The organism is Streptomyces sp. NBC_00209 (assembly GCF_045206345.1).
Classification (GTDB): Bacteria; Actinomycetota; Actinomycetes; order Streptomycetales; family Streptomycetaceae; genus Streptomyces.
The window spans coordinates 4,766,614-4,791,994 of record NZ_CP108121.1 but is presented as its reverse complement, the minus strand read 5'-3'; the positions used below and the strand labels follow the sequence as shown (position 1 = coordinate 4,791,994).

The following is a 25,381-nucleotide window of genomic DNA, read 5'->3' as shown; positions in this document are numbered from 1 at the left end:
GAGGACGGGCCTTTCCGGACACGGACGTCCACCGCACCGGCTGCGCGGCTGGGGCGGGGTGACCGCGATGGCCGCCGCCTGCGCGCTGACCGCGGCGCTGACCCTGTTGCCCCTCTCCCATTCGGGCGACGACGTCTTCGGCCCCCAGGTGACGGGGCCCGGCGCGGCGCACGCCCTCCAGGCGAAGGCCGACGCCTGCACGGACCCGGAGGCGAGCCTGCGGCCGGGCGCGGCGGACGGGGACGCGGTCCGCAAGATCAAGGAGCGCGGCAAGCTCATCGCGGGCGTCGACCAGAACAGCTTCCAGTGGGGCTTCCGCAATCCGGAGACCGGGGACCTCGAAGGCTTCGACATCGACCTGGTCCGGGCCCTCGCCAAGGACATCCTCGGTGACGGCGACAAGGTGATCTTCCGGGCCATCCCGACCAACCAGCGCATCGCCGCGCTGGAGAACGACAAGGTCGACGTGGTCGTGCGGACGATGACGATCAACTGCGCCCGGCTGAAGCAGGTCTCGTTCTCCACGGCCTACTTCCAGGCCGGCCAGCAGGTCCTCGCCGCGAAGGAGGACCACTCGATCACCGGTTTCAACTCCACGCTGTCCGGCAAGCGCATCTGCACCGCCGAGGGCTCGACGGCGTACGAGGCGCTGGAGAAGGAGTCGTTCGGCTCGGTCTTCAAGGACGAGCACGACGGCACCCCGGCCGACGAGGACCGGCTGACCGTCCCCAACCAGCTGGACTGCCTGGTGCGGCTCCAGCTGGGCGAGGTCGACGCGGTCGTCACGGACAACGCGCTGGCCGCGGGCCAGGCCGCCCAGGACCCGGCGGTCGAACTCAAGGGCGACCCGTTCACCACCGAGTACTACGGCGTGGCCACGAAGAAGGGCGCGGACGACCTGGTGTCCCGGGTCAACAAGGTCCTGGTCGACTACCGGGCGGGTGGCGCGGACAGCCTCTGGATGAAGTCGTACCGGTCCTGGCTCCAGGAGGGCCTGCCGGGGGTCCAGGCGCCGCCGGAGCCGAAGTACCGGGACTAGCGGCGGCCCCGCCCTGCGGGCGGCGGCGCACTGATCCCGCGGGGCCGAGGCCCGGCGGGGAGAGCGGAGAGGTGATCGATGGGCGTCGCTGGCCCCTTCCCCAGCTACGCGGCCCGGCCGCCCGGTCCGGTCATGGACCGGGACGAGGCCGACCGTGCGCTGTCCCGGCTCGGCGCGGAGCACGAGGCGATCGAGACCTCGCTCCTCGCCCTCCAGGACCACGCGGGCCGCAGGCTCCTGGAGGGCGCCGAGCTGTCCGGTGTCACCAGGGAGCGGTGGGCCGTCACCGAGCGGTCGGTCACGCTGCTGTGGAGCTACTTCGACGCGTATACGGGGGTGCTGGACCGGGCCCGTGAGGTGCGGGCCCGGCGCCGCCACCCCAACCGCGAGGACCTGACGGTCCTGACCGAGCTGCTGCGCGGCCAGGGCGTGACCGTGGCGCACGGCGCCGCCGGGCACGACCCGTCCGTCTCCGGCCCGGCCCGCCTCTCCGAGCGGTTCACGCTGGAGGAGCTGGTCTCCCGGATGAACGGTCTGTACGCGAGCGCCCTGGACATGGTGGTGGCCTCGGACGCCGTGTGGTCGGCGATGCCCGCCCGCATAGACCTCCTCGCCGCCGAGCTGCGCCGCACCCACTCGCTGGCGCACTCGGTGGGCGTCCGGCCCGGTGAGCACCCGGCGGGCGACGAGCTGGAGGCGATCACCGAGGAGCTGGCCACGCTGCGGGCGCAGGTGATCTCGGACCCGCTGGCCTTCTGGCTGCCGGGACCGGGGAGCGCGGCGCCCGGCGGCGGGCGCCCCGACACGACGCGCTACGACCGGGCGGCCCGGGCGCTGGAAGAGGTGCGGCGCGAGGTCGAGGCGGTGCTCGCCGTACGGCAGGACGCCGAACAGCGGCTGGTGCACCTGCGCGACGTGCTGTCGAGGGCGGACCGCACGCTGGCCGAGGCCCGGGTGGCGCGCGGCGAGGTGCTGGCCAAGATCGCCGCGTCGGAGGTGCCCGTGGTCAACGGCCCGCCGACCGTCCTCCAGGAGCGCCTGGCCGCCGCGTCGGAGTACCGCAGGCACGCCCGCTGGCACCGGCTCTCGCCGCTCCTGGAGACCCTGGAGCGGGAGGCCGAGGAGGAGTTGCTGCGGGCCCGCGAGCAGCTGACGGCGGTGACCGCGCCGCTGGCCGTCCGGGCGGAGCTGCGCGGCCGGCTCGACGCCTACAAGGCGAAGGTGGCCCGCCACGGTCTTGCGGAGGACCCGGTCCTGATCGAGCGGTACGACGCGGCGCGGCGGATGCTGTGGAGCGCCCCGTGCGATCTGCGGGTGGCGGCGCAGGCGGTGCAGCGCTATCAGGACGCGGCGCTGGAGCTGCTGGGCAGAGGTGACAAACCGTCGTGGCGGCGGGGCGAAGAGGGGGAACGGACATGAGTACGCAGTGCCAGCGCCCCGCGTGCGAGGGCGGTTACGAGGACATGGGCGGCGGTGAGCTGTACTGCGACACCTGCGGTCTGGCGCCCGTGGTGTCGCCAGTGGGGTCTCCCCTGTTCGAGCGAAGCCGAGAACTCGGGGATGGGATGGTGAGTTCGCCTCCCACCGGGGTCGCGGTCGGCGGCCGGGGCAGCCGGGGGTCCAACAGCGCTTCGGCGCGGAGCAGTTCGCAGTCCTCCTCGCGGGCGTCCTCGCGGTCCTCGTCACGGTCCTCGACGTCGCGGCGTTCGGTGTCGGGGCGGCTCTCGCGGTCCCTGTCGCTGTCCGGCCGGACCGGCGCGCAGTCGGTGTCGGTGCGCTCCTCCGCCAAGTCGGCCAACACCTCGGGCCGCAACCGGCTGGGCGCGGGTCTGGTGCAGGTGCCGGACGTGCCGCGGCCCGATCCGCGTACGGCCGTGATGGAGAACCCGGAAGTGCCCGAGCGCAAGCGGTTCTGCTCGCGCTCCGACTGCGGGGCGCCGGTGGGGCGGGCCCGGGGCGACCGGCCGGGCCGCACCGAGGGCTTCTGCACCAAGTGCGGCCACCCGTACTCCTTCGTGCCGAAGCTGGAGGCGGGCGACGTCGTCCACGGGCAGTACGAGGTCGCGGGCTGTCTGGCGCACGGCGGGCTCGGCTGGGTCTACCTCGCGGTGGACAAGGCGGTCTCGGACCGCTGGGTGGTACTCAAGGGCCTGCTGGACACGGGTGACCAGGACGCGATGGCGGCGGCGATCTCGGAGCGGCGGTTCCTCGCGGAGATCGAGCACTCCAACATCGTCCGGATCTACAACTTCGTGGAGCACCTGGACCAGCGGACCGGTTCACTCGACGGCTACATCGTCATGGAGTACGTCGGCGGCAAGTCGCTCAAGGAGATCGCCAACGAGCGCCGCACACCGGCCGGGAAGCGCGATCCGCTGCCGGTCGAGCAGGCGTGCGCGTTCGGCATCGAGGCCCTGGAGGCGCTGGGGCATCTGCACAGCCGCAACCTGCTGTACTGCGACTTCAAGGTCGACAACGCGATCCAGACCGAGGACCAGCTGAAGCTGATCGACATGGGCGCGGTCCGCCGGATGGACGACGAGGAGTCGGCGATCTACGGCACCGTCGGCTACCAGGCGCCCGAGGTCGCGGAGCTGGGCCCGTCGGTCGCCTCCGACCTGTACACGGTGGCCCGCACGCTCGCGGTGCTCACCTTCGACTTCCAGGGGTACACGAACGTCTTCGTGGACTCGCTGCCGGACCCGGACAACATCGAGGTGTTCCGGAGCTACGAGTCGTTCTACCGGCTCCTGGTCCGCGCCACCGACCCCGACCCGGCCCGCCGGTTCGCCTCGGCGGCGGAGATGGCCGAGCAGCTGACGGGCGTGCTGCGCGAGGTGGTCTCGCTCCAGTCGGGGCGCCCGCGCCCGGCGCTGTCCACGCTGTTCGGGGCGGAGTTGCGGGTCACCGACACGGAGCTGTTCGCGGACGGGGCGGGCGAGGTGTCGCGCCTGGGGGCGCGGGCCGCCGCCGGGTCCGGGGGCCGCTTCGGCCGCCGCGGCGGTACGAGCGCCGCGGCGCCCGCCGCCGCGACCCCGCCCGGGGGCATACCGGGGGCGCTGCCCGCCGGACCGCCTCCCGCCTCGCCCACGGGCGCGGCGCCGGTGCCCACGGCCGCCACCCATGTCCGTACGCCGGGCGGGGCGGGCACCGGCCCGGGCCCCCTGCCGTACGCGCCCGCCGCGAGCGTCCCCGCTCCGCGCAGCCCGGTCCCCTCCCCCGGTGCCGCTCCGGTGCCGGCGGGCTCCGGGGCGCCCCGGCTCGGCGGGCTCGACGTGCGGGGGACCTCGCTCGCGCTGCCCGTGCCCCGGGTCGACGCGAGCGACCCGAACGCGGGGTTCCTGGCCGGGGTGATGGCGTCGGCGCCCGCCGAGCTGATCGCCGCGTTGCAGGCGGTGCCGGCCGCCTCCCTGGAGACCCGGCTGCGCGAGCTGCGCGCCTACCTGGAGATGGGCGACCCGGCCGCCGCCGCGCAGACCCTGGCCGCGCTGGAGGGGCAGCACGCCGACGACTGGCGCGTCGTCTGGTACCGGGGCCTCACCTCGCTGGTGAACGGCGACAAGGAGAACGCCGCGCTGTCGTTCGACGCGGTGTACGACGCGTTCCCCGGGGAGCCCGCGCCGAAGCTGGCCCTCGGCATCTGCGCGGAGGTCCTGGGGCAGCTGGACAACGCCGCCGAGTACTACCGGCTGGTGTGGCTGACCGACCCGAGCTTCGTGAGCGCGGCCTTCGGGCTGGCCCGGGTGCAGATCGCGGCCGGTGACCGGAGCTCGGCCGTCCGGACGCTGGAGTCGGTACCGGAGGCGTCGATCCACTACACGGCGGCCCGGATCGCCGCCGTCCGGGCCCGGCTGCGTGAACGGGCCCCCCAGGAGCCGCTGATGGCGGACCTGACGGCCGCTTCGGCCCAGGTGTCGGCCCTGTCGGGGCTGGGGCTCGACGCGGTCCGGCGGGAACGCCTCTCGACCGAGGTGCTGGGTACGGCGCTGGACTGGGTACTCTCCGGTAGCCCCTCGGGCCCGCAGCCGGCGGGGACGCGCGGCCCGGGGACGCTGCTCGGCAGCGAGCTGGACGAGCGCGGACTGCGGTTCGGCCTGGAGCGTGCGTACCGGATGCTCGCCCGGCTCGCGGAGCCCGGGGCCGAGAGGATCGAACTGGTGGAGCGGGCCAACCGCTTCCGCCCCCGAACGTGGGTGTGAACATGTCGCAGAACCACCAGGAGACCGCCTTGCCGAGGTGCCCCGGCTGCGAGGAGCCGCTGGAGCAGGGCGACCTGTTCTGCGGCGCCTGCGGGTACGACCTGTCGGCCGTGCCCGAGCCGCCCCGCGACCGCCCGACGGTCGCCATCGCCACCCCGGGAGCGGCGGCCTCCTCGGAGGTCCGTTACGACGGGCCCGGCGCCTCCGGCGACTTCGAGCTGGCAGCCCCGGGCGCGGCACCCGACCCCCGTGCGGTCCCGGAGCCTCCGCCGGCCCCCGCGGCCGCCCCGGCCCCGGCGGCCGGCGGCCAGGTGTGCGTGGCCTGCCGGGCCGGGCGGGTCGACGGCGACGGCTACTGCGAGAACTGCGGCCACGCCCAGCCGCGCGAGCGCGACCACATGGAGCAGGAGCTCGGCGCGGTCGCCGCGGTGAGCGACCGGGGGCTGCGCCACCACCGCAACGAGGACTCGTTCGCGGTGTCCACGACGGCGCTGCCGGACGGCTCCCCGGCCGTCGTGGCGATCGTCTGCGACGGGGTGTCCTCGGCCAGCCGGCCCGACGAGGCGTCGGCGGCGGCGGCGAGCGCGGCCAACGCCTCCCTGCTGGCGTCGCTGCCGCGCGGCACGCATCCGCAGCAGGCGATGCACGAGGCGATCGTGGCGGCCGCGGAGTCGGTCAACGTGCTGGCCCAGGAGCCCGGGGGCCCGGAGCGCGATCCGCACCGCCACCAGAACGCCCCGGCGTGCACCCTGGTCGGCGCGGTCATGGCGGCCGGGCTGCTCGTCGTCGGCTGGGTCGGCGACAGCCGGGTGTACTGGGTGCCCGAGGACCGCTCCACCGCGCCCGCCCGGCTCACCGAGGACGACTCGTGGGCCGCGCAGATGGTGGCGACGGGCCTGATGAACGAGGCGGAGGCGTACGCGGACGAGCGCGCCCACGCCATCACGGGCTGGCTCGGCGCGGACGCGTACGAACTGGAGCCGCACACCGCCTCGTTCAAACCGGACCGGCCGGGCCTCGTGGTGGTCTGCACGGACGGCCTGTGGAACTACGCGGAGTCCGCCGCCGAGATGGCCGCCGCGGTGCCCGAGGACGCGTACGCCCGTCCGCTGCACGGCGCCCAGGTCCTGGTCGGCCACGCCCTGGACGGCGGCGGCCACGACAACGTAACAGTGGCCCTGCTGCCGTTCGCCGTGTCACCGCAAGGGGCAGGCTCCGCCTGATACGGGGGGATTCACCCCCTCTACGCCTTGTCCGTACCTCTGGCTTCATCCGAGACGTGGAGCCTCAAGGAGCCGATCAGATGGCCAACTTCTCCAAGTCGAACGTGCCGCAGTTCTCCGTCGAGGTGTACCAGAACGAGTACCTGCCCGAGGGCGGCCGTGAGGTCAACGGCATCATCACGGTCACGTCGACCGGGGGCGGCACGACCGGGGGCGTGCCGCTGCCGGGGCGGGCCACCGGGGCCGCCGTGGTGATCATGGTGGACTGCTCGGGTTCGATGGACTACCCGCCGACCAAGATGCGCAACGCCCGCGACGCGACGGCGGCGGCCGTGGACACCCTGCGCGACGGCACCTCGTTCGCCGTGGTCGCCGGGACGCACGTGGCCAAGGAGGTCTACCCGGGCAACGGCCGGCTCGCGGTCGCCGACCCGCGGACCCGGGCCGAGGCCAGGGGGGCCCTGCGCCGACTGAGCGCGGGCGGCGGTACGGCGATCGGGACCTGGCTGCGGCTGGCGGACCGGCTGCTCGGCGCGGCGGACGTGGACATCCGGCACGGCATCCTGCTCACCGACGGGCGCAACGAGCACGAGTCGCCCGAGGACCTGCGTGCGGCGCTGGACGCCTGTGCGGGCCGGTTCACCTGTGACGCCCGCGGGGTCGGCACCGACTGGGAGGTGAAGGAGGTCACAGGCATCGCCTCCGCCCTCCTCGGCACCGCCGACATCGTCGCCGACCCGGCCGGGCTCTCGGCGGACTTCACGCAGATGATGGAGAACGCCATGGGCAAGGAGGTCGCGGACGTGGCGCTGCGGCTGTGGACCCCGGTCGGCGTGGAGATCCAGTTCGTGAAGCAGGTGGCGCCGACGGTCGCCGACCTGACCGGCCGCCGCACCGAGGCGGGCCCCCGCGCCGGGGACTACCCGACCGGTTCCTGGGGCGACGAGTCCCGCGACTACCACGTGTGCGTCCGGGTGCCGGAGGCCGGCATCGGGCAGGAGATGCTCGCCGCCCGGGTCTCCCTGGTCCTTCCCGACCCGTCCGGCGGGGCCCCGCAGACGCTCTCGCAGGGGCTGGTACGGGCGGTGTGGACGGACGACATGGTGGCGTCGACCTCCATCAATCCGCAGGTGGCGCACTACACGGGCCAGGCCGAACTGGCACAGGTCATCCAGCAGGGGCTCGATGCCCGAAAGTCGGGAGACTTCGACGGCGCCACGGCCAAACTGGGCCGAGCGGTGCAGTTGGCATCGGCGTCCGGGAACGAGGACACTGCGAAACTGCTTTCGAAGGTGGTAGACGTGGTCGATGCGGCGACGGGTACTGTGCGACTGAAGGCGAAGGTCGCGGAAGCGGACGAGATGACTCTCGAGACGCGCTCCACGAAGACGGTCCGCGTCAAGAAATAACCACATATCCGCAACGATCAGCCGCCCGCCGGTCCAGGTCCGCCGGGCGGCGGAGCACGCCACATGACGGCCTGCGGGCCGGAGAAGGAGAGGGGGAAGCGCCGACATGCCGACCTGCCCGAACGGACACCAGTCGGGTTCCGAGGACTGGTGCGAGGTCTGCGGCCACCGCATGACCGGGGCGGGCGCGCCTGCGGGTGCGGTCCCCCCGCCGCCTCCCCCGCCGCCCGCACACGGTTACGGATATCCCCGGCCGCACGACCCGGACGCGACCGCCCAGGCCGAGCTGTGCCCGCAGTGCCGCACGCCGCGCGAGGCGATGGCGCCGTATTGCGAGGAGTGCCGCTGGAACTTCCTCACGAACACGGCGACGTCCTACACCCCGCTGGCTCCCCGGCACAACCTCCCGGGCGACCCCGGCCCCGCCGGCAACCGGCCGCAGGGCTTCCCGGCGCAGCAGCCGCCCGGTCCGCCGCAGTCGCGCGACCCCTTCGACTACCAGAGCTCCCGCCCCTCGCAGGTGAACCGGTCCGCCGAGCCCCTGTCCACGGGCCCGGGCCAGTCCGGCCACCAGGGCCAGGGCCAGGGGCAGCCGCCCTTCGGCCAGGGCCCGCAGGGCGGCCCGCCGCCGTTCGGCCAGGGCGGCCCCGGTCCGCAGGGTCCCGGTCCGCAGGGCCCCGGCCCCGGTCCGCAGGGCCGGCAGGGGCCGCCGCCGCCCCCGCCCCCGTACCAGCAGGGTCCGCAGGGCGGCCCGCAGAGCCCGCCGCCGTTCCAGCAGCAGGGCGCACCGCCCGCCTTCCAGCAGCAGACGGCGCCCCCGCCGGCCCCGCCGCGCACCGACGGCGACGACTGGCTGCTGTCCCCGCCCTCGCAGCCCGCGCCCCCGCCGGGCCCGGGCCCGCAGCCGCCGCTCCCGGGGCAGCAGGGGCCTGGCCCGCAGGGTTTCGGCCAGCACGGACCGGGCCCGCAGCACGGCGGCCCCGGCCCGCAGGGCCACGGCCACGGACAGCACGGCGACCCCGGCCCTCAGCACGGTCCCGGGCCCGGCCGGCCGCCGCTGTCCAACAACTGGACCGCGTTCATCGCGCCCGACCGTGAGTACTTCCTGGCGATGATGCAGCGCAGCGGCCCCGAGGCGACCGGGCTCAACCTGCCCGCGTACTCCCCGGAGCAGCAGCTCGCGCTCACCGGCGGGCAGATCACGATCGGCCGCCGCCGGCACAGCACGGGCGAGTCCCCGGACATCGACCTGTCGGTGCCGCCGGAGGACCCGGGCGTCTCGCACCAGCACGCCGTGCTGGTGCAGCAGCCGGACGGCAGCTGGGCCGTGGTCGACCAGAACTCCACCAACGGCACGACGGTCAACGGCTCCGAGGAGCCGATCCAGCCCTACGTCCCCGTTCCGCTCCAGGACGGCGACCAGGTGCACGTCGGCGCGTGGACGACGATCACGGTCCGCCGGGACTGACGAACCGCGCGCAAAAGAGCGGCCGGTGAGGGGATGCCCCTTCACCGGCCGCTCTTCCGTGCGGTAGTTCGTACCACGAATGTACGGTCCGGGCGGGTCCGTACCGCTCGCGCCTGCCATATTCTGTTCACATGCGAAAGGCCGACGAGGGGCAGATGGGGATCGCCACCGCATTGGTGCGCTCCGCATTCCTGGTGAATGCCGTGTACGCCGATTCCGGACGCGAACACGGAATCACCGCCCAGCAGGGCCAACTGCTCTGCGTGCTGATGGTGAAGCCGTACGGCATGCGCGAGCTGGGCACCGTACTGGGTCTGGCGAAGTCCAGCCTCACCGGCCTCGTGGACCGGTGCGTGCAGCGCGGCCTGGTGCGCCGGGAGGCCGATCCGGAGGACGGGCGCGCGGTGCGGGTCGCCCCGACCGAGGCCGGGAGCGAGCTCGCCGAGGCGTTCTACGCGGAGACCTGCCGGCGCGTCGAGGCCCTGGCGGAAGGGCTCGACGCGGCCGGCCGCGAGCAGCTGACCGCACTCCTGGGCCGCCTGGTGCTGGAGAACAAGGTGCCCATGGTCTTCCGCGAGTCCTGCGAGAACACCCCGGCGGCCACCCCCGGCTGCTGAGGACCGCCCCTGCCACTGGGCCGTCAGCGCACGATGCCGAAGAGCTCCGCGAAGCGCCCGGTGAACAGGTCCTTGCCCTTGTACGCGCTGACCTCCTCCGCCGGCAGCAGCACCGGCCCGCCCGGCGAGGGGACCTGTCCCACCCCGCCGCCGGGCCCGAGCGGGAGCAGCGCGGAGCGCACCGGGGACGGCAGGTAGACGGCCGCCGGGTCCTCGCCGCGCACCTGAGCGAGGATGTTGGCCGCGACCACCTCGGCGTGCTTCATCGCGTACCCGGCCATCTTGGCCTCGGCCAGGTCGGTGAGGTCGCCGAGGGCGTAGATGTGCCGGTGCCCGGTGACGTTGAGCCGTTCGTCCACCGGGACCCGGCCCTGCGCGTCGCGCTCGGAGACCCGGCCGTCGGCGAGGTAGTCGCCGTTGGAGCGCACGCCGTAGCAGCGGAACCAGAGGTCGGCCTCGATGCGCTCACCGCCGTCGGTGGTCACCGTGAACGGGTCGAGCCGCCCGGGGGCGGCCGCCGGCTCGCCGGTGAGCGCGGTGGAGAGCCGCAGCTCCACGCCGAGCGCGTCCAGCTGGCGCAGCAGCTCCTCACGGACCTCGGGCAGGAAGCCCGGCAGCAGCTCATCGGCCGGGTCGGTGATGACCACGTGCTTCTCGGGCCAGACCGCCTTGATCTCGCCGGAGAGTTCGAGGCCGACCGGTCCGGCGCCGGCGATCAGGACCCGCCCGGCCCCGGCCAGCTCCTGGTGCGCCTCCCTGATCCGGGCCAGCGCCTCACCCGCCAGGTCGGTGTCGGTCTTGGCCGGGAAGGGGTAGTCGGACCCGGAGGCGAGCACCAGGTAGTCGGCGTCGACGCGCTCGCCGCCGGCCAGGGTGACCCCGCCGCGGTCCACGGCGACGGCCCGCTCGCGGCGGACGGTGCCGCGCTTCAGCAGGGTGTCGTACGGGAAGAAGATGTTCTCCGCCCAGTCGGGCCGGACCAGCGCCCGCAGGGAGCCCGCCGCGTGGACGAATGCGTCCTTCGGGTCGACCAGCACCACATCGGTTTCCTCGTCGAGCGCCTTCGCGACGGCCGAGCCGCCGTATCCGCCGCCGATGACGACGACGGTGCGCTTACCTGTTCCGTTTGCCATGCCGACCCCAGCCATTGAAGGGACACTATTTCGTTCGTTACGCGAACCATAGTAGTTCGTACAACGAACCGACAAGACGGAAAGGGCCGGAAACGGAGAGGATCCCCCGAGCCCGGCCCGTCGCGGCGCGCGTCTGCGACCATGGACGCGTGACTGAGATTCCGCGCGACACGGTGCAGGAGCTGACCTTCTACGAGCAGGTCGGTGGCGAGGAGACCTTCAGGCGCCTGGTCCACCGCTTCTACCAGGGCGTCGCCGAGGACCCGCTGCTGCGGCCGATGTACCCGGAGGAGGACCTCGGTCCTGCCGAGGAGCGGTTCGCGCTGTTCCTCATGCAGTACTGGGGCGGACCGCGCACCTACAGCGACCGGCGCGGGCACCCCCGCCTGCGGATGCGGCACGCGCCGTTCCGGGTGGACCGTGCCGCGCACGACGCCTGGCTGCACCACATGCGCGTCGCGCTGGACGAGCTGGGTCTCGCCCCGGAGCACGAGCGCCAGCTCTGGGACTACCTCACCTACGCGGCCGCCTCGATGGTGAACACCGACGGCTGACCACTGGTCACCGACCGCCCACATCCGGCCGGAATCCGGTACTCCGCGACCGGATAGCGGTCACGAATGCATCAAGTTGTACCCGTCAGCGGTTTCCACGGGCACGGGCCGTCTGACAGCATCCAGACAACGCCGGGGGGCGCGCGTGCGGTGAGTGGTGACTGGGGGGCAAGTGACGGGGTTCGTCTTTCTGCGGGTGAGGGCGCACCGGCTCCTCCTCGCGGCGGCCGTGCTGGCCGTGCTCCTGACCACCTCGGTCCTGGCCGCGCTCACCGCGTTCTCCGGTTCCGTCGGCGATGCCGCGCTGCGCCACACGCTCACCCACCGCTCCGCCGTCCCCGCCTCGCTCGTCGTCTCCGCGCAGCTGGAACCGGACGAGCGGCAGCCGGCCGACGCGGCGGCGCGCAAGGCCGCCCGGGAGACCTTCGACGGGCTGCCGGTGACCGTACGGAAGCTGGAGGCGTCCGGCCCGTACGCGCTGCCGCGCAGCCTCCAGGACCCGGCCGCCCGGCGCGGTGACCCCGACCTCACGCACTTCGCCTCGCTGGACCGCAGCCGCGTCCGCCTCACCGCCGGACGCATGCCCGCCGCCGGGGCGGGGAAGAGCGGCGCCCCCGTCGAGGTGGCCCTGCCCGCGACCGCCGCCGAGGCGCTGTCGCTGAAGCCCGGCGCCCGGCTGAGGCTCACCGACCGGCTGGGCGGCAAGCCGGTGGACGTCGTGATCACCGGGCTCTACAAGGCCGCCGACCAGGCCGACCCGTACTGGCAGCTGGACGCGCTCGGCGGGCGCGGCGTCCGCAAGGTCGTCTTCACCACGTACGGTCCCCTGCTCACCGATCCCGCCGTGCTCGGTTCCGGCCGGACCACCTCGGGCGAGGTGTCCTGGCTGGCGTCCGCCGACTTCCGCCCGGTCACCACGGACCGGATGGCGGCGCTGCGCGAGGCGGCGACCGCCGGCCCGAAGAAGCTGCTGGCACAGCCCGGGTTCACGGACGGGGCCACCGCGCAGACCTCGCTGCCCACCGTCCTGGAACAGATCGACCGGGCCCTGCTGGTCTCCCGCTCGACGCTCACCATCGTGGCCGTGCAGCTGGTCCTGCTCGCCGGATACGCCCTGCTCCTCGTGGCCCGGCTGCTCAGCAGCGAGCGGGCCGGCGAGACCGAGCTGCTGCGGGCGCGCGGCGGCTCGCGGGCCCGGATCACCTGGCTCGCGTCCGTCGAGGCGCTGCTCCTCGCGCTGCCCGCCGCCCTCGTCGCGCCCCTGCTCTCCGGCCCGCTGACCCGGCTCCTCGCGGACCGCAGCGAGCTCTCCCGGATCGGGCTCCGCCTGGACACCGGCGTCACCGGACAGGTGTGGCTGGTCGCCGCCGTCACCGCGCTGGCCTGCGCGCTCGCCGTCGTGGCGCCCGCCCTGGCCGCGGGCGGCGGGGGGCGGCGCACCACGCGGTCCGCCGCGCTGCCGGGCCCGGTGCGGGCGGGCGCCGACCTCGCGCTGCTGCTCGTCGCGGCGGTGGCGTACTGGCAGTTGGACCGGCAGACGAAGGGCTCGGGGAGCGGCGCCCTCAGCGGGGACCGGGCGGGCGGGCTCGGGATCGACCCGCTGCTGGTGGCCGCGCCCGCGCTGGCCCTGCTCGCCGGCACCGTACTGACGCTGCGTCTGCTGCCGCCCGCCGCCAGGCTCGCGGAGCGGCGCGCTTCCGGCGGGCGGGGGCTGACGACCGCGCTGGCGGGCTGGCAGTTCAGCCGCCGGCCGCTGCGGGGTGCCGGGCCCGTGCTGCTGCTGGTCCTCGCGGTGGCGATGGGCATGCTGGCGATCGGGCAGAGCACGTCGTGGAACCGCTCGCAGAGCGACCAGGCCGACTTCAGGTCCGGAGCGTCGGTGCGCATGACCGCCGGTGTCAACGCGGACCCGGCGAAGGCACCCGCGTACGGACAGCTGCCCGGGGTACGCGCGGCGGCGCCCGCCTACCGCACGACGGTGGGCCTCTCCGGCGAGCGCACCGCCGAGATCCTCGCCCTGGACACCGCGCACGCCGACGAGCGGATGCTGATGCGCGACGACCTCGGGGGCGGCCCGGTGGCCGGGCTCTTCGACGCCCTGGCCCCGCCGAAGGCCGCCCGCGTCGGGCTGCCGCTGCCGGACCACAGCACCCGTCTCCACTTCGACGTACGGATATCCACCGAGGGCGCCCCGCGCACGGCCTCACCGTCCGGCATGACCGCCCGGGTCTCCGTCCTCCTGGAGGACCGCTACGGGCTGCCCTACCAGGTCGTCGCCGGGTCCGCCCCCGCCGACGGGAAGGCGCACCCGCTCTCCGTCGCCGTGGCGCCCGGCGCCGGGTTCGCCGTCACCGGGATCGAGCTGAGCGGCAAGCAGCCCGTGGAGCACGCGGAGTCGCAGCGGCTGGCCGTGAGCGCGCTGCGGACGACCGCCACCGACGGCACCGAACGGCCCGTCCCCGTCCCCGACGGCTTCCGCTGGCAGGGCGAGCAGACCGAGGACTCCCTCGTGGAGGAGCCGAAGCCGGGCGTGCCGCTCTCCCCGGCCGCGACGGCCGCCACCCCCCTCGCCGTCGGCTACTCCACCGGCTCGGTCACCGCCGAGGACGCGGCGTACTCGGTCCCCACCATCGGCGTGCGGCTCACCGCGGCCCGTCCCCAGGCCCCGGCCCTGAACGCCGTGGCCACGGACGCGTACCTCAAGGCGACCGGTGCCAAGCCCGGCCAGAAGACCGATGTGACCCTGGCCGGCGAGACGGTCCGGGTGACGATCACCCGGTCCGTGCACCGGCTGCCCACCACCGGACCCGGCTCGGGCTCCTCCAGCGCGTCGGCCGAGTCCCAGCGGGCCAGGGACGGCGGGGCGCTCCTGCTGGACCTGCGCTCCCTCGGCGAGGTCCTCGCCGCGCGCCCGACCGCCCGGCTGACCGCCACGGAGTGGTGGCTGAGCACCGAACCGGGCCGCACGGCGGAGGTGGCCGCCGCCCTGCGCGCACAGCCCGACACCGACCCCGTCCAGGTCCAGGTGCGCGACGAGATCGCCGACGAGCTGGTCACCGACCCACTGGGGGCGGGCCCGCAGTCCGCGCTGCTCGCCGTCGCGGTGATCGCCGCCGCGCTGGCCGCGGTCGGCTTCGCAGTGGCCGCGGCCGGCTCCCAGCGGGAACGTTCCGCCGAGTTCGCCGTGCTGCGGGCGCTGGGCACCCCGCGTCGCCAACTGGCCCGGATGACCGCCGCCGAGCAGGGCGTCCTGATCGCGATAGCGCTGCTCGTCGGGGCCCTGCTCGGGGCCCTGCTGACCCGGGCGGTCGTGCCGTTGATCGTGCTGACCGGGCAGGCCGCCCAGCCGGTGCCACCGGTCCTGGTCCAGCTGCCGCCCGGACAGGTCGCCGCGCTGCTGGCCGGAGTCGCCGCCCTGCCCCTCCTCATCGTCGCCGCCCTGACCCTGCGCCGCGCCGACCCCGCGATCTCGCTGCGCACCCAGGGGGACAACTGACATGAGTGCCCGAACCCCCCGCGCCGCGGCCCCCTGCGCCCCCTGGGTGCGCACCCGGCTGCGCACGGCACCCGGCGCCGCCTGCGCGTTCGCACTGCTGGTGCTGGTGACCGCGTTCCTCGCCGCCGCCTTCCCGCGCTCCGTCGACGCGTACGGGACGAAGGGGCTGCGCCACGACCTCGGCACGGCGACCCCGGCGCACAGCGTGCTGGAGCTGAAGGGCCCCCAGCCCGGCCTCGAACTGCCCCCGGCGGCACGCGAGGCCGCGGTGCGCGAGGGCACCATGGCCGCCGCCCACGCGCAGGTCCTGAAGCGGCTTCCCGCTCCACTGCGCGCCGACACCGCCGAGTCGGCGTACGGGATACGCACCTCGACTCCGATCGCGGCCGGCGAGCCGTGGTTCCCGCGCCCGTTCGGCCTGGACCCGACACTGACGTACGTCACCCAGTCCGGGCTGTCCTCCCACGCCACCCTGCGCTCCGGCGGCTGGCCCGCCACGCACGGCACGGTGTCGATGAGCACCAGGGAGGTCGAGGCCGCCGTCACCGAGGACACCGCGAAGGCGCTGCGCATCGAGGCCGGCGCGACGATCGCCGTCCCCACCCGGGGCGACGACACCCTGACCGTGCGGATCACCGGCATCGTCGCCCCGAAGAACCCGGACGGTTCCTACTGGTCGGCCGAGCCGCTGCTGCGGACGCCCTCGCTGGTGGCCAAGCCCACCAAGGACACGCCCCGCTACTACTGGATCGCCGCGCTGCTGCTGCCACCGGACGCCGCGCCCGCCCTGCTCTCCACCGCCGGGCAGCCCGAGCTGTACTGGCGGATCGCGCCGGACGTCTCGCGCCTCACCGCGCTGGACGTGCCGGAGCTGCGGACCTCGGTGGCGTCGCTGGAGGGCGGCCCGGGGCTGCTGGCCATGCGCGACGTGGCCGGTGCCACGGTGAGCATGGCGACGGACCTGGACGAGATCCTGACCGGGTACGAGGGGATGCGGACCGCGATCCAGCCCGTCGTCACCGTCGCCGCCGTCGGCATCGGCGCGGTCGCCGTCGTCGTCCTGCTGATGACGGGCGGGCTCCTGGCCGGCCGCAGACACGCCGAACTCGCCCTGCTGCGGGCCCGGGGCGGCTCCCTGCGGGGCATCGGGGGCCGGCTCCTCGCCGAGACCGCGGTCACCGCGGTGCCCGCCGGGGCGCTGGGTCTGCTGCTCGCCGTGCTCACCGTGGGCGAGGCCCGGCTGTGGCCCGCAGCGGTCGGCGCCGGCGCGGTCGTCGCCCTGGTCTGTGCCGCGCTCCCCCTGCGCACCGCCCTGCGCCACCGCACCCCGCAGACCCACATCGGCCGGGACGACCTGGCGACCGCGCGCCCGTCCCGGCGGCGCACCGTCGCCGAACTCACCCTCCTCGTCCTGGCCGTGGGCGCGGTCCTCGCTCTGCGCCGGCGCGGCACGGACGCCGAGGGCGGCACCGACCTGCTGGTCAGCGCCGCGCCGGTACTGGTCGGGCTGATCGCGGCGGTGGTGCTGGTCAGGCTCTACCCGCTGCCGCTGCGCCTGGCGCTGCGCTCGGTGTCCCGGCTGCGCGGCGCGGTCGGCTTCCTGTCGCTGGCCCGGGCCGGCCGCACCTCGGCCGCCGGCACCCTGCCGCTGCTCGCCCTGCTGGTCGCGCTGACCACGGCCGCGTTCGGCGGTTCGGTCCTCGCGGGGGTCGCGGACGCCCGCGACGACGCCGCCGTCCTGGCCACCGGCGCGGACGCCCGGGTCACCGGCGAGGCCGACTCCGTACCGCTGTCGGCCGGTCTGGTCCGCGCGGTGGAGAAGGCCGGCGGGGTACGCGGATCGGCCCGGGTCCAGGTCGAGTTCGGGGTGGCCCTGCCGGCCCCGGACAACGGCACCCAGGACGCCAAGGGTGCGACCCTGATCGGGGTCGACCCCGCCACGTACGCCGCGCTGGCCCGCTCGACCGGGCTCGGCCCGTTCTCCGCCGACCGGCTGCGGGCGAAGGGCGCGGCGGTCCGCGAGGGGACGCCGCCGGACGAGGACCGGGTCGTGCCGGCACTCGTCTCGCCGTCCGTCGCCGAACGCCTCGGCGACCGGCCGCTCGGCCTCCGCGCGCTGGCCGGCGACTTCAGGGTGAAGGCCGCCGCCACGGTCACCCGTACACCCGCGGTGGACGGCAGCTCCTTCATCGTCGTGGACGCCGCCGCCTTCACCCACCGGCAGACCACGGCGCTGCTGCTGACCGGGGACGGGCTGGACGCGAAGGAACTGCGCGCGGCGGCGCGGCACTCGGGCGAGAAGGCCGCCGTACAGCTGCGCTCCGAGGAGCGGGCCACGTACGTCGACACCCCGATGCAGTCCGGGGCGGAGCGGATCTATCTGGCGGCGATCATCGCCGGCGCCGGATACGCCCTGCTCGCCGTCCTGCTCTCGCTGCTCCAGACCGCGCCGGAGCGCACCACGCTGCTGGCCCGGCTGCGCACCATGGGTCTCACCTCCCGGCAGGGCGGGCGGCTGCTGGGCTTCGAGGCCCTGCCGCAGGCGCTGCTCGCGGCCGGCGGCGGGCTCCTCGTCGGCTGGGCGACCATCGCTCTGCTGGCCCCGGGGATCGACCTCGTACGCCTGGCACTCTCGTCCGGCCCCGGTACCAGCCTGCTGGACACCGCTCCGCTGCGCACCGATCCGTGGTCGCTGGTCCTCCCGGCGCTCGGTGTCATCGTGCTGACCGGGGCGGTGGCCGGTGTGCAGGCGTGGTGGGCCGGCCGCCGCGGATCGATCACCGAACTCAGGGCAGGAGACTCCCGATGACGACGCCGTCGACCGATTCCACGCTGGCGGAGCTCGAACAGCGGGCCACCGCCCGGCGCGACCGGCCCTCCTACGGCCATGACGCGCTGATCGCCTGCGACCGGCTGGTACGCATCTTCACCACGGACGGGGTGGAGGTGCAGGCCCTCCAGGGCCTCGATCTGCTGGTGGAGGAGGGCGAGTTGCTGGCGCTGGTCGGCGCGTCCGGCAGCGGCAAGTCGACGCTGATGAACATCCTGGCGGGCCTGGACGAGCCGACGGCCGGGGCGGCGAAGGTGGCGGGCCGCGACCTGCTGTCCATGGGGCCGAAGGAACGCCTCCGCTACCGCCGGGACGTGGTCGGCTTCGTCTGGCAGCAGACCGCCCGCAACCTGCTGCCGTATCTCACGGCGATCCAGAACGTCACCCTGCCCATGCAGCTGCGCGGCCGGGGCCGGAGCCGCGAACGGGCCGCGCGCGCCGAGGCGCTGCTGAAGATGCTGGAGGTCGAGGACTGCCGCGACCGGCGCCCGCATCAGATGTCGGGCGGCCAGCAGCAGCGGGTGGCCATCGCCGTCTCGCTCGCCAACTCCCCCTCGGTGCTGCTCGCCGACGAGCCGACCGGCGAACTCGACTCGGCCACCGGGGAGCAGGTCTTCGCCGCGTTCCGCCGTGCCAACGAGGAGCTGGGCACGACGATCGTGATCGTCACCCACGACCAGGCGGTCGCCGACGAGGTGCGGCGTACGGTCGCGATCCGCGACGGCCGCACGTCCTTCGAGGTGCTGCGCCGCACCGAGGTCGACGCGGCGACCGGCCAGGAGTCCCAGGTCGCCCGCGAGTACGCGATGCTCGACCGCGCCGGCCGGCTGCAGCTCCCCGCCGACTACACCGAGGCGCTGGGCATGGAGCACCGGGTGATGCTGGAGCTGGAGCAGGACCACATCGGGGTGTGGCCGGACGGCCCGAAGGGCGGGTGACCGGCCCCGGAACACCGTGTGACCGGCCGTTAGGATCCGGCCATGACGACGTTCGAACGCGAGATCACCGAGCCGGTGGACCTGTGCCTGCCCGACGGCAGCCTCGACCCGGCGGCGGTCGGCTGGTCGCGGACCCCGCTGCACCGCGCCAATCTGCGCGGCTGGGGGCGGACGAAGCGGTGGGAGTACTGGTGCGTGGCGACGCCCACCCACCTGGTGGCGCTGACCGTCAGCGATCTGGACTTCCTCGCCCTGAACAGCGTCTACCTGCTCGAATACACGCCCGGCGGCCTTGAGTTCGAACGTACGGCGATCCTCCCCGCCGGTCTCGGCGCCCGCCTCCCCGACACCGTGGCCGGCTCCCCCGGCACCCCCGACGTGGCGACGGGCCCGGCGCGCCCGACGGGCGGAAAGGTGCGCGTGGAGATCCGCGACGAGCCCGGCGGCACCCGGCTGCGGGCCCGCTGTCTGACCCCGGAGCGGGTGCCGGTGGAGGTGGACCTCCTGGTCGCCCGGCCGGCGGACCACGAATCGCTCTCCGTGGTCGTGCCGTGGGACAGCCGGCGCTTCCAGTACACCTCCAAGCAGACCGCGCTGCCCGCGTCCGGCCGGGTCAGGGTGGGCGGGGAGTTCCTGGACTTCGACGGGGACGACACCTGGGCCGTGCTGGACCACGGCCGGGGCCGCTGGCCGCGTACGGTCCGCTGGAACTGGGGCGCCGCGTCCGGCCGCACCGACGGGCACACCCTGGGCGTCCAGCTCGGCGGGCAGTGGACGCTGGGCACCGGCTCCACGGAGAACGCGCTCTGCGTGGACGGCCGGCTCAGCAAGATCGGCGAGGAGCTGGACTGGCGCTGGTCCGCCGTGGACCCGCTCCGCCCGTGGACGATCCGCACTCCGCTGACCGGGCAGGTCGACCTGACGTTCACTCCGTTCCACAACCGCCGCGTCCGCACCGAGGCGGGGGTGCTGGCGAATCGCACCGACCAGCTGTTCGGCCACTACGACGGCACGGTCCGCGCGGACGACGGGACGCGGATCGCGGTGGAGCGCCTGCTGGGGTGGGCGGAGGACGTGCGGATGCGGTGGTGAGCGGAGCTTTACTGCGTAGGAACGCGGGATTCAGCCGTTCACGGAGACCGCGAGGTCTCCCAGGCCGCCCACCGCTCCGGCCCGGCGCAGGGCGACGGAGCCGTACGGGGTGCGCAGGCGCAGCCAACTGCCGGCCGCCAGGAGGGCGACCGGGAAGGCGGGGTCGGCGCGCAGGAAGCCGAGGGACTGCGCGGCGTGCACCGCGCGGAGCGGGAGTTCGGTGCTCGCGAGGGTGCGCGACCAGATGTCGTGGCCGATGCGGTCCCGCTCCTCGCGGGTGCGCCGGTCCTCGGGCAGGGCCTCGTCGCGGACCCGGAATTCGGTGACGGCGGCGGTGAGAGCGGCGCGCAGGGCTACCGGGCCGGGCAGCCCGGACCGCTCCCGCCAGCCGCCGCGCGGGGGGAGGACACCGGCCCAGGGCGGCCCGGTGACCGGCGCGGGCAGGACGGCGGCGTCCGGCCCCTCGTCGGGCAGGGCTTCCAGGAGGTCGCCGGCCGACACGGTGACGTCGAAGTCGTGCGGGTCGGCGAGCCGGGCCGTGCGGATCGCCAGCACGTCGAAGGACGGGGGCCTGCCGAACACGGCGAGCGCGCCGCCGCCCGCCTGGAGGCGTACGGCGGCGGCACGGTCGTAGTGGAGCAGCCGCCCGAGGAAGGCGCCGAGATCGGCGGACTCCCTCGCGTCGGCGAACCGCAGCGACTGTACGGACACGGTCATACCGCGGCGGGCTCCTCGGCCAGGTACTCCTGGAGGAACCGCTTCTCCTCCGGGGAGATGCGCCGGGGGCGCTCGGCGGCCAGGTCGTACGGCACGACGACGGTCGAGGCGCGTACGTAGACCTGGTCCGGGTCCTTGATCTCGTAGGCGATCGTCAGGGACGCGGCGCCTATCTTCGTGACCCAGGACTCGACGGTCACCGGGCGGTGCCGGTGGACCAGGGGCCGCACGTAGTCGATCTCGTGCCGCGCCACGACGGAGCCGCCCGCGAAGGACGGCGAGCCGTCCCCCGGCGCCAGCCGGAACATGAAGTCGATCCGCGCCTCCTCCAGATAGCGGAGGAAGACCACGTTGTTGACGTGGCCGAAGGCGTCCATGTCCGACCAGCGCAGCGGGCAGCTGTAGATGTGACGAGCCAAGACGATCAGCCTCGCGTGAGCTTCTTGTACGTGGCGCGGTGCGGGCGGGCCGCGTCCGCACCGAGACGCTCGATCTTGTTCTTCTCGTACGACTCGAAGTTGCCCTCGAACCAGTACCACTTGGAGTCGCCCTCGTACGCCAGGATGTGCGTGGCGACGCGGTCCAGGAACCAGCGGTCGTGGGAGATGACCACGGCCGCACCCGGGAACTCCAGCAGCGCGTTCTCGAGCGAGGACAGGGTCTCGACGTCGAGGTCGTTGGTGGGCTCGTCGAGGAGCAGCAGGTTGCCGCCCTCCTTGAGGGTCAGCGCCAGGTTGAGGCGGTTGCGCTCACCACCGGAGAGGACACCGGCCGGCTTCTGCTGGTCCGGGCCCTTGAAGCCGAACGCGGAGACGTACGCCCGCGAAGGCATCTCGACCTGGCCGACGTTGATGTAGTCCAGCTCGTCCGAGACGACGGCCCAGAGGGTCTTCTTCGGGTCGATGTTGGCGCGGGACTGGTCGACGTAGCTGATCTTGACCGTGTCGCCGACCTTGATGGAGCCGCTGTCCGGCGTCTCCAGGCCCTGGATCATCTTGAACAGCGTGGTCTTGCCGGCGCCGTTCGGGCCGATGATGCCGACGATGCCGTTGCGCGGGAGCGTGAACGACAGGTCTTCGACGAGGACCTTGTCGCCGAACGCCTTCGAGAGGTTCTCGACCTCGACCACGATGGAACCGAGCCGCGGCCCCGGCGGGATCTGGATCTCCTCGAAGTCCAGCTTCCGCATCTTGTCCGCCTCGGCGGCCATCTCCTCGTACCGGGCGAGACGGGCCTTGGACTTGGTCTGGCGGCCCTTGGCGTTGGACCGCACCCACTCCAGCTCTTCCTTGAGCCGCTTCTGGCGCTTCTCGTCCTTGCGGCCCTCGACCTTGAGGCGGGTGGCCTTCTTCTCCAGGTACGTGGAGTAGTTGCCCTCGTAGGGGATGGCCCGGCCGCGGTCGAGTTCGAGGATCCACTCGGCGACGTTGTTCAGGAAGTAGCGGTCGTGGGTGACGGCGACCACGGCGCCCGCGTACTTGGACAGGTGCTGCTCCAGCCAGTTCACCGACTCGGCGTCGAGGTGGTTGGTGGGCTCGTCCAGGAGCAGGAGGTCGGGCGCCTCGATGAGGAGCTTGCAGAGCGCGACGCGGCGCTTCTCGCCACCGGAGAGGTTGACGACGGGCCAGTCGCCGGGCGGGCAGCCCAAGGCGTCCATGGCCTGCTCCAGCTGGGCGTCCAGGTCCCACGCGTTGGCGTGGTCCAGGTCCTCCTGGAGCTTGCCCATCTCGTCCATGAGCGCGTCGGAGTAGTCGGTCGCCATGAGCTCGGCGACCTCGTTGAAGCGCTTGAGCTTGCCCATGATCTCGGCGGCGCCGTCCTGGACGTTCTCCAGAACCGTCTTCGCCTCGTCGAGCTGGGGCTCCTGCATGAGGATGCCGACGCTGAACCCGGGCGACAGGAACGCGTCACCGTTGGAGGGCTGCTCCAGGCCCGCCATGATCTTCAGCACCGTGGACTTACCGGCACCGTTGGGACCCACCACACCGATCTTCGCGCCGGGCAGGAAGCTCAGCGTCACGTCGTCAAGGATGACCTTGTCGCCGTGCGCCTTGCGTGTCTTGCGCATCGTGTAGATGTACTCAGCCAAGAGAAACCGTCCGGCAATCGATGAGTGGGCAGATGCATCCCATCTTGCCTGACGGCCGCCTCTTGACGGAAACCGGTCCGGTGCGCGATACGCGCGATCCCGGGTCTCGGTACGTGCGGGCGGGACGGGGTGGTGCGGCGGGGGTACGCGAAGGCCCCGGCGGGCCGAAGCCTGCCGGGGCCTTGATCAGTGCGTGTGACGGTGTGCTACCGCTGGTCACTCACTGGCGGTGCGGCCCTTGCGTCGCAGGAGCACGACCGCGCCGCCGCCGACGACGACCAGGGCGATGGCGATGCCCGCGATCATCGGGGTGGCGCTGGAGCTGCCGGTCTCGGCGAGGTTGGTGTCGTCGCCGCCCGAGGTGCTGCCGCCGGCCGTGGCCGTGGTCGGGGTGGGCTCGTCACCGCCGGTCTGGGTGTCCGTGCCGCCGGTGCCGCTGCTGGTGGTCTTGCAGTCCAGGACACCCTTGAAGGTCTTGGAGAAGCCGTTCGGGCCGGTGACCGTGACGTCGTACGCCTGGTCCTCGGCGACGGGCACGGTGACGGTCACGGTCTTGCCGGCCTCGACGGTGTTCTGCTTGCCGTCGAGCTCGAAGGTGAACGGCTCGTCGCCCTGGTTACCGACGGTGATGTCGACGCCGCCCTTGTCGCAGTTCTTCTCGGCGGTGGCCGTCGGGATCGGGCCCTTCTTGGCCCAGGTGCCGGTGGCGGTCGCGGAGACCGTCGACTCGCTGGAGCCGGCCAGGATCTGGGTCTGGCTCTTGGTGACCCCGGCGAAGGCGCGGCCGACCGGGACGGAGGTGGCGGCCTGGACGGTCAGCGAGGCGGTGCCCTCCTCGGAGCCGGCGGGCACGTCGAAGTAGAGCTGGTCGCCGTCGGACGCCGTGGTGACGGGCTTGCCCGCCTTGTCGGTGACCTTCACGCCGCTGGCGAGGTCCGCCGGCGGGGTCACCGTGGCCTGACCGGCGTTGGTGCGGACGGTGACCGGGCCGAGGCGCTCACCGGAGCGGCCGGAGACCGCGACCGGGTCGAGCGCCAGGGACGCCTTGGGCTCGGCGATGACGGTGGCGGAGTTCTCCAGCCAGTCGGCGAGCTTCTCCGCCTGCTCGTCCTGGGCGGTCACGTCGACGTGGTCGGAGAACCGCCAGATCGCGACCTGCGTACCGGCCGCCGCGGTCTTCTCGGTGAGCGCGCCGGTGCCGGCCGCTTCGGCGAGCTTCGAGAGGTCGTTCACCTGCGGGTAGGAGTGCTGCAGGATCCAGAGGATCTTGCCGGCGTCCTTGTTGCTGCCGAGCGAGGTCTGGCCCCAGGGGGTCTCCAGGTACTTCGCCTGGTCCTGGGTGTGGTTGTGGATGTCGATGCAGTACGTCTTGAGCGTGCCGCCGCCGTCGACGTTCATCTCGAACAGGCCCGCGGACACCTTGTCCTGCTTTCCGTCCGCGTGGACGTAGGCGGTGTCGAAGGTCTTGAGGCCGTCCAGTACGGCGGTGGCCCCGCCCTGGTGCGCGGGCACCTCGTCGGCCGTCGCGGTGCCGGCGCCGACGAGGGCTCCGGCCACGACCAGGCCGGACGCCATCACGGAAGCGGTCAGCCGGGCTATGCGCCCGCGCCGTGCGGTCGGAGCCGTCGCCCTGGATGACGAAGCGGTCGCTGAAGAAGCAGAAAACACTTATTTCCCCTCCGGGCGAGACCCTCGCGCCCGGTACGCGTGTGGGGGTTGTCCCGCCTGACTACTCAAGTGCCTTGTGAGTACGGGGAGATCCTATGGAGCGGGCCATGAACAGTCCCCCGCCATACCATCCGACAACCATTCCGAATCGCAATCGTTATCACGGGCAACTCGTGCCCTGTTGCCCCCACCGGCCCCGGCACGCGTGGTCATCACGCGGTCACCAGATCGGAGTCGGGCTTCCGGGGCGCCGCACCGCCCTTCTGACGCACCGTCCGCCGCCGCGCCGGCCGCTCCCGCACCGGCGCCTCCTCCGACGGCTCCACGCCTCCCACCGGTTCACCACCGCCCACCGGCTCCTCGCCCGGCCGTTCCGGCGCCTCCCGCACCGCCCACGGATCGGCCCCCGCCGCGACCGGCGCCGGGCCGTACCTCGATGTCAGCCCCTGCTCGCCCCTGAGCACCCGGCGGAACGCCGCGGTGCCCCGGGTCAGATCGTGGCCCACCGCCACCGCCTCGATGTCCACGAAGGTGCGGCGCTGCCCCTCCAACTCCTCCTCGCGCACCTTCAGCCTGCCGTGCACCACCAGCGGCTCCCCCACCGCGACCGAGCCCGTCAGATTCACGGCCAGCGTGCGCCACGCCCACACGGTGTAGAAGCTCGTGTGCCCGTCGGCCCAGACCTCCTTCACCCGGTCCCACCGCCGGGGCGTCACCGCGAACCTGAACCGGGCCATGCCCCCGCTCACCGTCTCCCGGAACTCCACCGCCGTCGCCGCGTTGCCCACCAGCGTCACCAGGGTCTCGTTCATGACTCCGCCTCCCCTTCGCCCGGATCCCGTGGCCGCGCCGTGCGCGCGGTCACCGGTCCCATGCTGGAGGGGAGGCGGAAATCCTGCCGGGGGCTGT

The 25,381-nt window shown here is 73.8% G+C and carries 18 protein-coding genes; 12 read left to right on the top strand and 6 right to left on the bottom strand.

The window, feature by feature from the left end:
* Positions 1-67: 67 nt before the first annotated feature.
* From OG867_RS21800 to OG867_RS21770, 7 genes are all read left to right on the top strand, one after another.
* Entirely contained in the window at positions 68-1,039 is a 972-nt protein-coding gene (locus tag OG867_RS21800) for a glutamate ABC transporter substrate-binding protein (protein WP_406291106.1), read from the top strand.
* A 78-nt stretch (positions 1,040-1,117) separates the two neighbouring features.
* Entirely contained in the window at positions 1,118-2,458 is a 1,341-nt protein-coding gene (locus tag OG867_RS21795) for a hypothetical protein (RefSeq protein WP_406287708.1), read from the top strand.
* On the top strand, positions 2,455-5,238 hold the full coding sequence (locus OG867_RS21790) for a tetratricopeptide repeat protein (RefSeq protein ID WP_406287705.1): 2,784 nt from the start codon (positions 2,455-2,457) through the stop codon (positions 5,236-5,238). The genes OG867_RS21795 and OG867_RS21790 overlap by 4 nt, the downstream gene beginning before the upstream one ends.
* A gap of 2 nt (positions 5,239-5,240) precedes the next feature.
* Positions 5,241-6,461, top strand: a complete 1,221-nt coding sequence (locus OG867_RS21785; protein ID WP_406287703.1) for a PP2C family protein-serine/threonine phosphatase — start codon at positions 5,241-5,243, stop codon at positions 6,459-6,461.
* A gap of 80 nt (positions 6,462-6,541) precedes the next feature.
* Positions 6,542-7,870, top strand: a complete 1,329-nt coding sequence (locus tag OG867_RS21780) for a vWA domain-containing protein (protein WP_406287701.1) — start codon at positions 6,542-6,544, stop codon at positions 7,868-7,870.
* 106 nt (positions 7,871-7,976) lie between these two features.
* Positions 7,977-9,338, top strand: a complete 1,362-nt coding sequence (locus OG867_RS21775) for an FHA domain-containing protein (protein WP_406287699.1) — start codon at positions 7,977-7,979, stop codon at positions 9,336-9,338.
* Positions 9,339-9,493: 155 nt separating this feature from the next.
* Positions 9,494-9,955: a MarR family winged helix-turn-helix transcriptional regulator gene (locus OG867_RS21770; protein ID WP_328904323.1), complete on the top strand. Its 462-nt coding sequence runs from the start codon at positions 9,494-9,496 to the stop codon at positions 9,953-9,955.
* 23 nt (positions 9,956-9,978) lie between these two features.
* Here the strand turns inward: OG867_RS21770 and OG867_RS21765 are convergent, their stop codons facing one another.
* Complete coding sequence (locus tag OG867_RS21765) at positions 9,979-11,088, bottom strand: FAD-dependent oxidoreductase (RefSeq protein WP_328900204.1); 1,110 nt, start codon at positions 11,086-11,088, stop codon at positions 9,979-9,981.
* Between the two features lie 149 nt (positions 11,089-11,237).
* On the opposite strand from OG867_RS21765, the gene OG867_RS21760 reads away from it, so the two are divergent.
* The 5 genes from OG867_RS21760 to OG867_RS21740 all read left to right on the top strand — a co-directional run bounded on the left by OG867_RS21760 (position 11,238) and on the right by OG867_RS21740 (position 19,998).
* Entirely contained in the window at positions 11,238-11,642 is a 405-nt protein-coding gene (locus OG867_RS21760; protein ID WP_020207350.1) for a globin, read from the top strand.
* Between the two features lie 172 nt (positions 11,643-11,814).
* Positions 11,815-15,138, top strand: a complete 3,324-nt coding sequence (locus OG867_RS21755) for an FtsX-like permease family protein (protein ID WP_406287696.1) — start codon at positions 11,815-11,817, stop codon at positions 15,136-15,138.
* Between the two features lies 1 nt (position 15,139).
* Complete coding sequence (locus OG867_RS21750) at positions 15,140-17,947, top strand: FtsX-like permease family protein (RefSeq protein WP_406287693.1); 2,808 nt, start codon at positions 15,140-15,142, stop codon at positions 17,945-17,947.
* Entirely contained in the window at positions 17,944-18,906 is a 963-nt protein-coding gene (locus OG867_RS21745; protein ID WP_406287690.1) for an ABC transporter ATP-binding protein, read from the top strand. Before OG867_RS21750 ends, OG867_RS21745 begins: the two co-directional genes overlap by 4 nt.
* A 42-nt stretch (positions 18,907-18,948) precedes the next feature.
* The gene (locus OG867_RS21740) at positions 18,949-19,998 is read left to right on the top strand and encodes a DUF2804 domain-containing protein (protein WP_406287688.1); all 1,050 of its coding nucleotides are present in this window, start codon (positions 18,949-18,951) and stop codon (positions 19,996-19,998) included.
* A 30-nt stretch (positions 19,999-20,028) separates the two neighbouring features.
* Here the strand turns inward: OG867_RS21740 and OG867_RS21735 are convergent, their stop codons facing one another.
* From OG867_RS21735 to OG867_RS21715, 5 genes are all read right to left on the bottom strand, one after another.
* On the bottom strand, positions 20,029-20,715 hold the full coding sequence (locus OG867_RS21735) for a hypothetical protein (RefSeq protein WP_406287686.1): 687 nt from the start codon (positions 20,713-20,715) through the stop codon (positions 20,029-20,031).
* Positions 20,712-21,134 (bottom strand): thioesterase family protein, encoded by a 423-nt coding sequence (locus OG867_RS21730; RefSeq protein WP_026171908.1) that lies wholly within the window; start codon positions 21,132-21,134, stop codon positions 20,712-20,714. Before OG867_RS21730 ends, OG867_RS21735 begins: the two co-directional genes overlap by 4 nt.
* Positions 21,135-21,139: 5 nt before the next feature.
* Entirely contained in the window at positions 21,140-22,804 is a 1,665-nt protein-coding gene (gene ettA, locus OG867_RS21725) for an energy-dependent translational throttle protein EttA (protein ID WP_328900210.1), read from the bottom strand.
* A 216-nt stretch (positions 22,805-23,020) separates the two neighbouring features.
* Positions 23,021-24,379, bottom strand: a complete 1,359-nt coding sequence (locus tag OG867_RS21720) for an LAETG motif-containing sortase-dependent surface protein (RefSeq protein WP_406287682.1) — start codon at positions 24,377-24,379, stop codon at positions 23,021-23,023.
* 305 nt (positions 24,380-24,684) lie between these two features.
* Positions 24,685-25,284 carry a single-stranded DNA-binding protein gene (locus tag OG867_RS21715; RefSeq protein ID WP_406287679.1) on the bottom strand — a complete coding sequence of 200 codons (600 nt, stop codon included), beginning with the start codon at positions 25,282-25,284 and terminating at the stop codon, positions 24,685-24,687.
* Positions 25,285-25,381 lie beyond the last annotated feature (97 nt).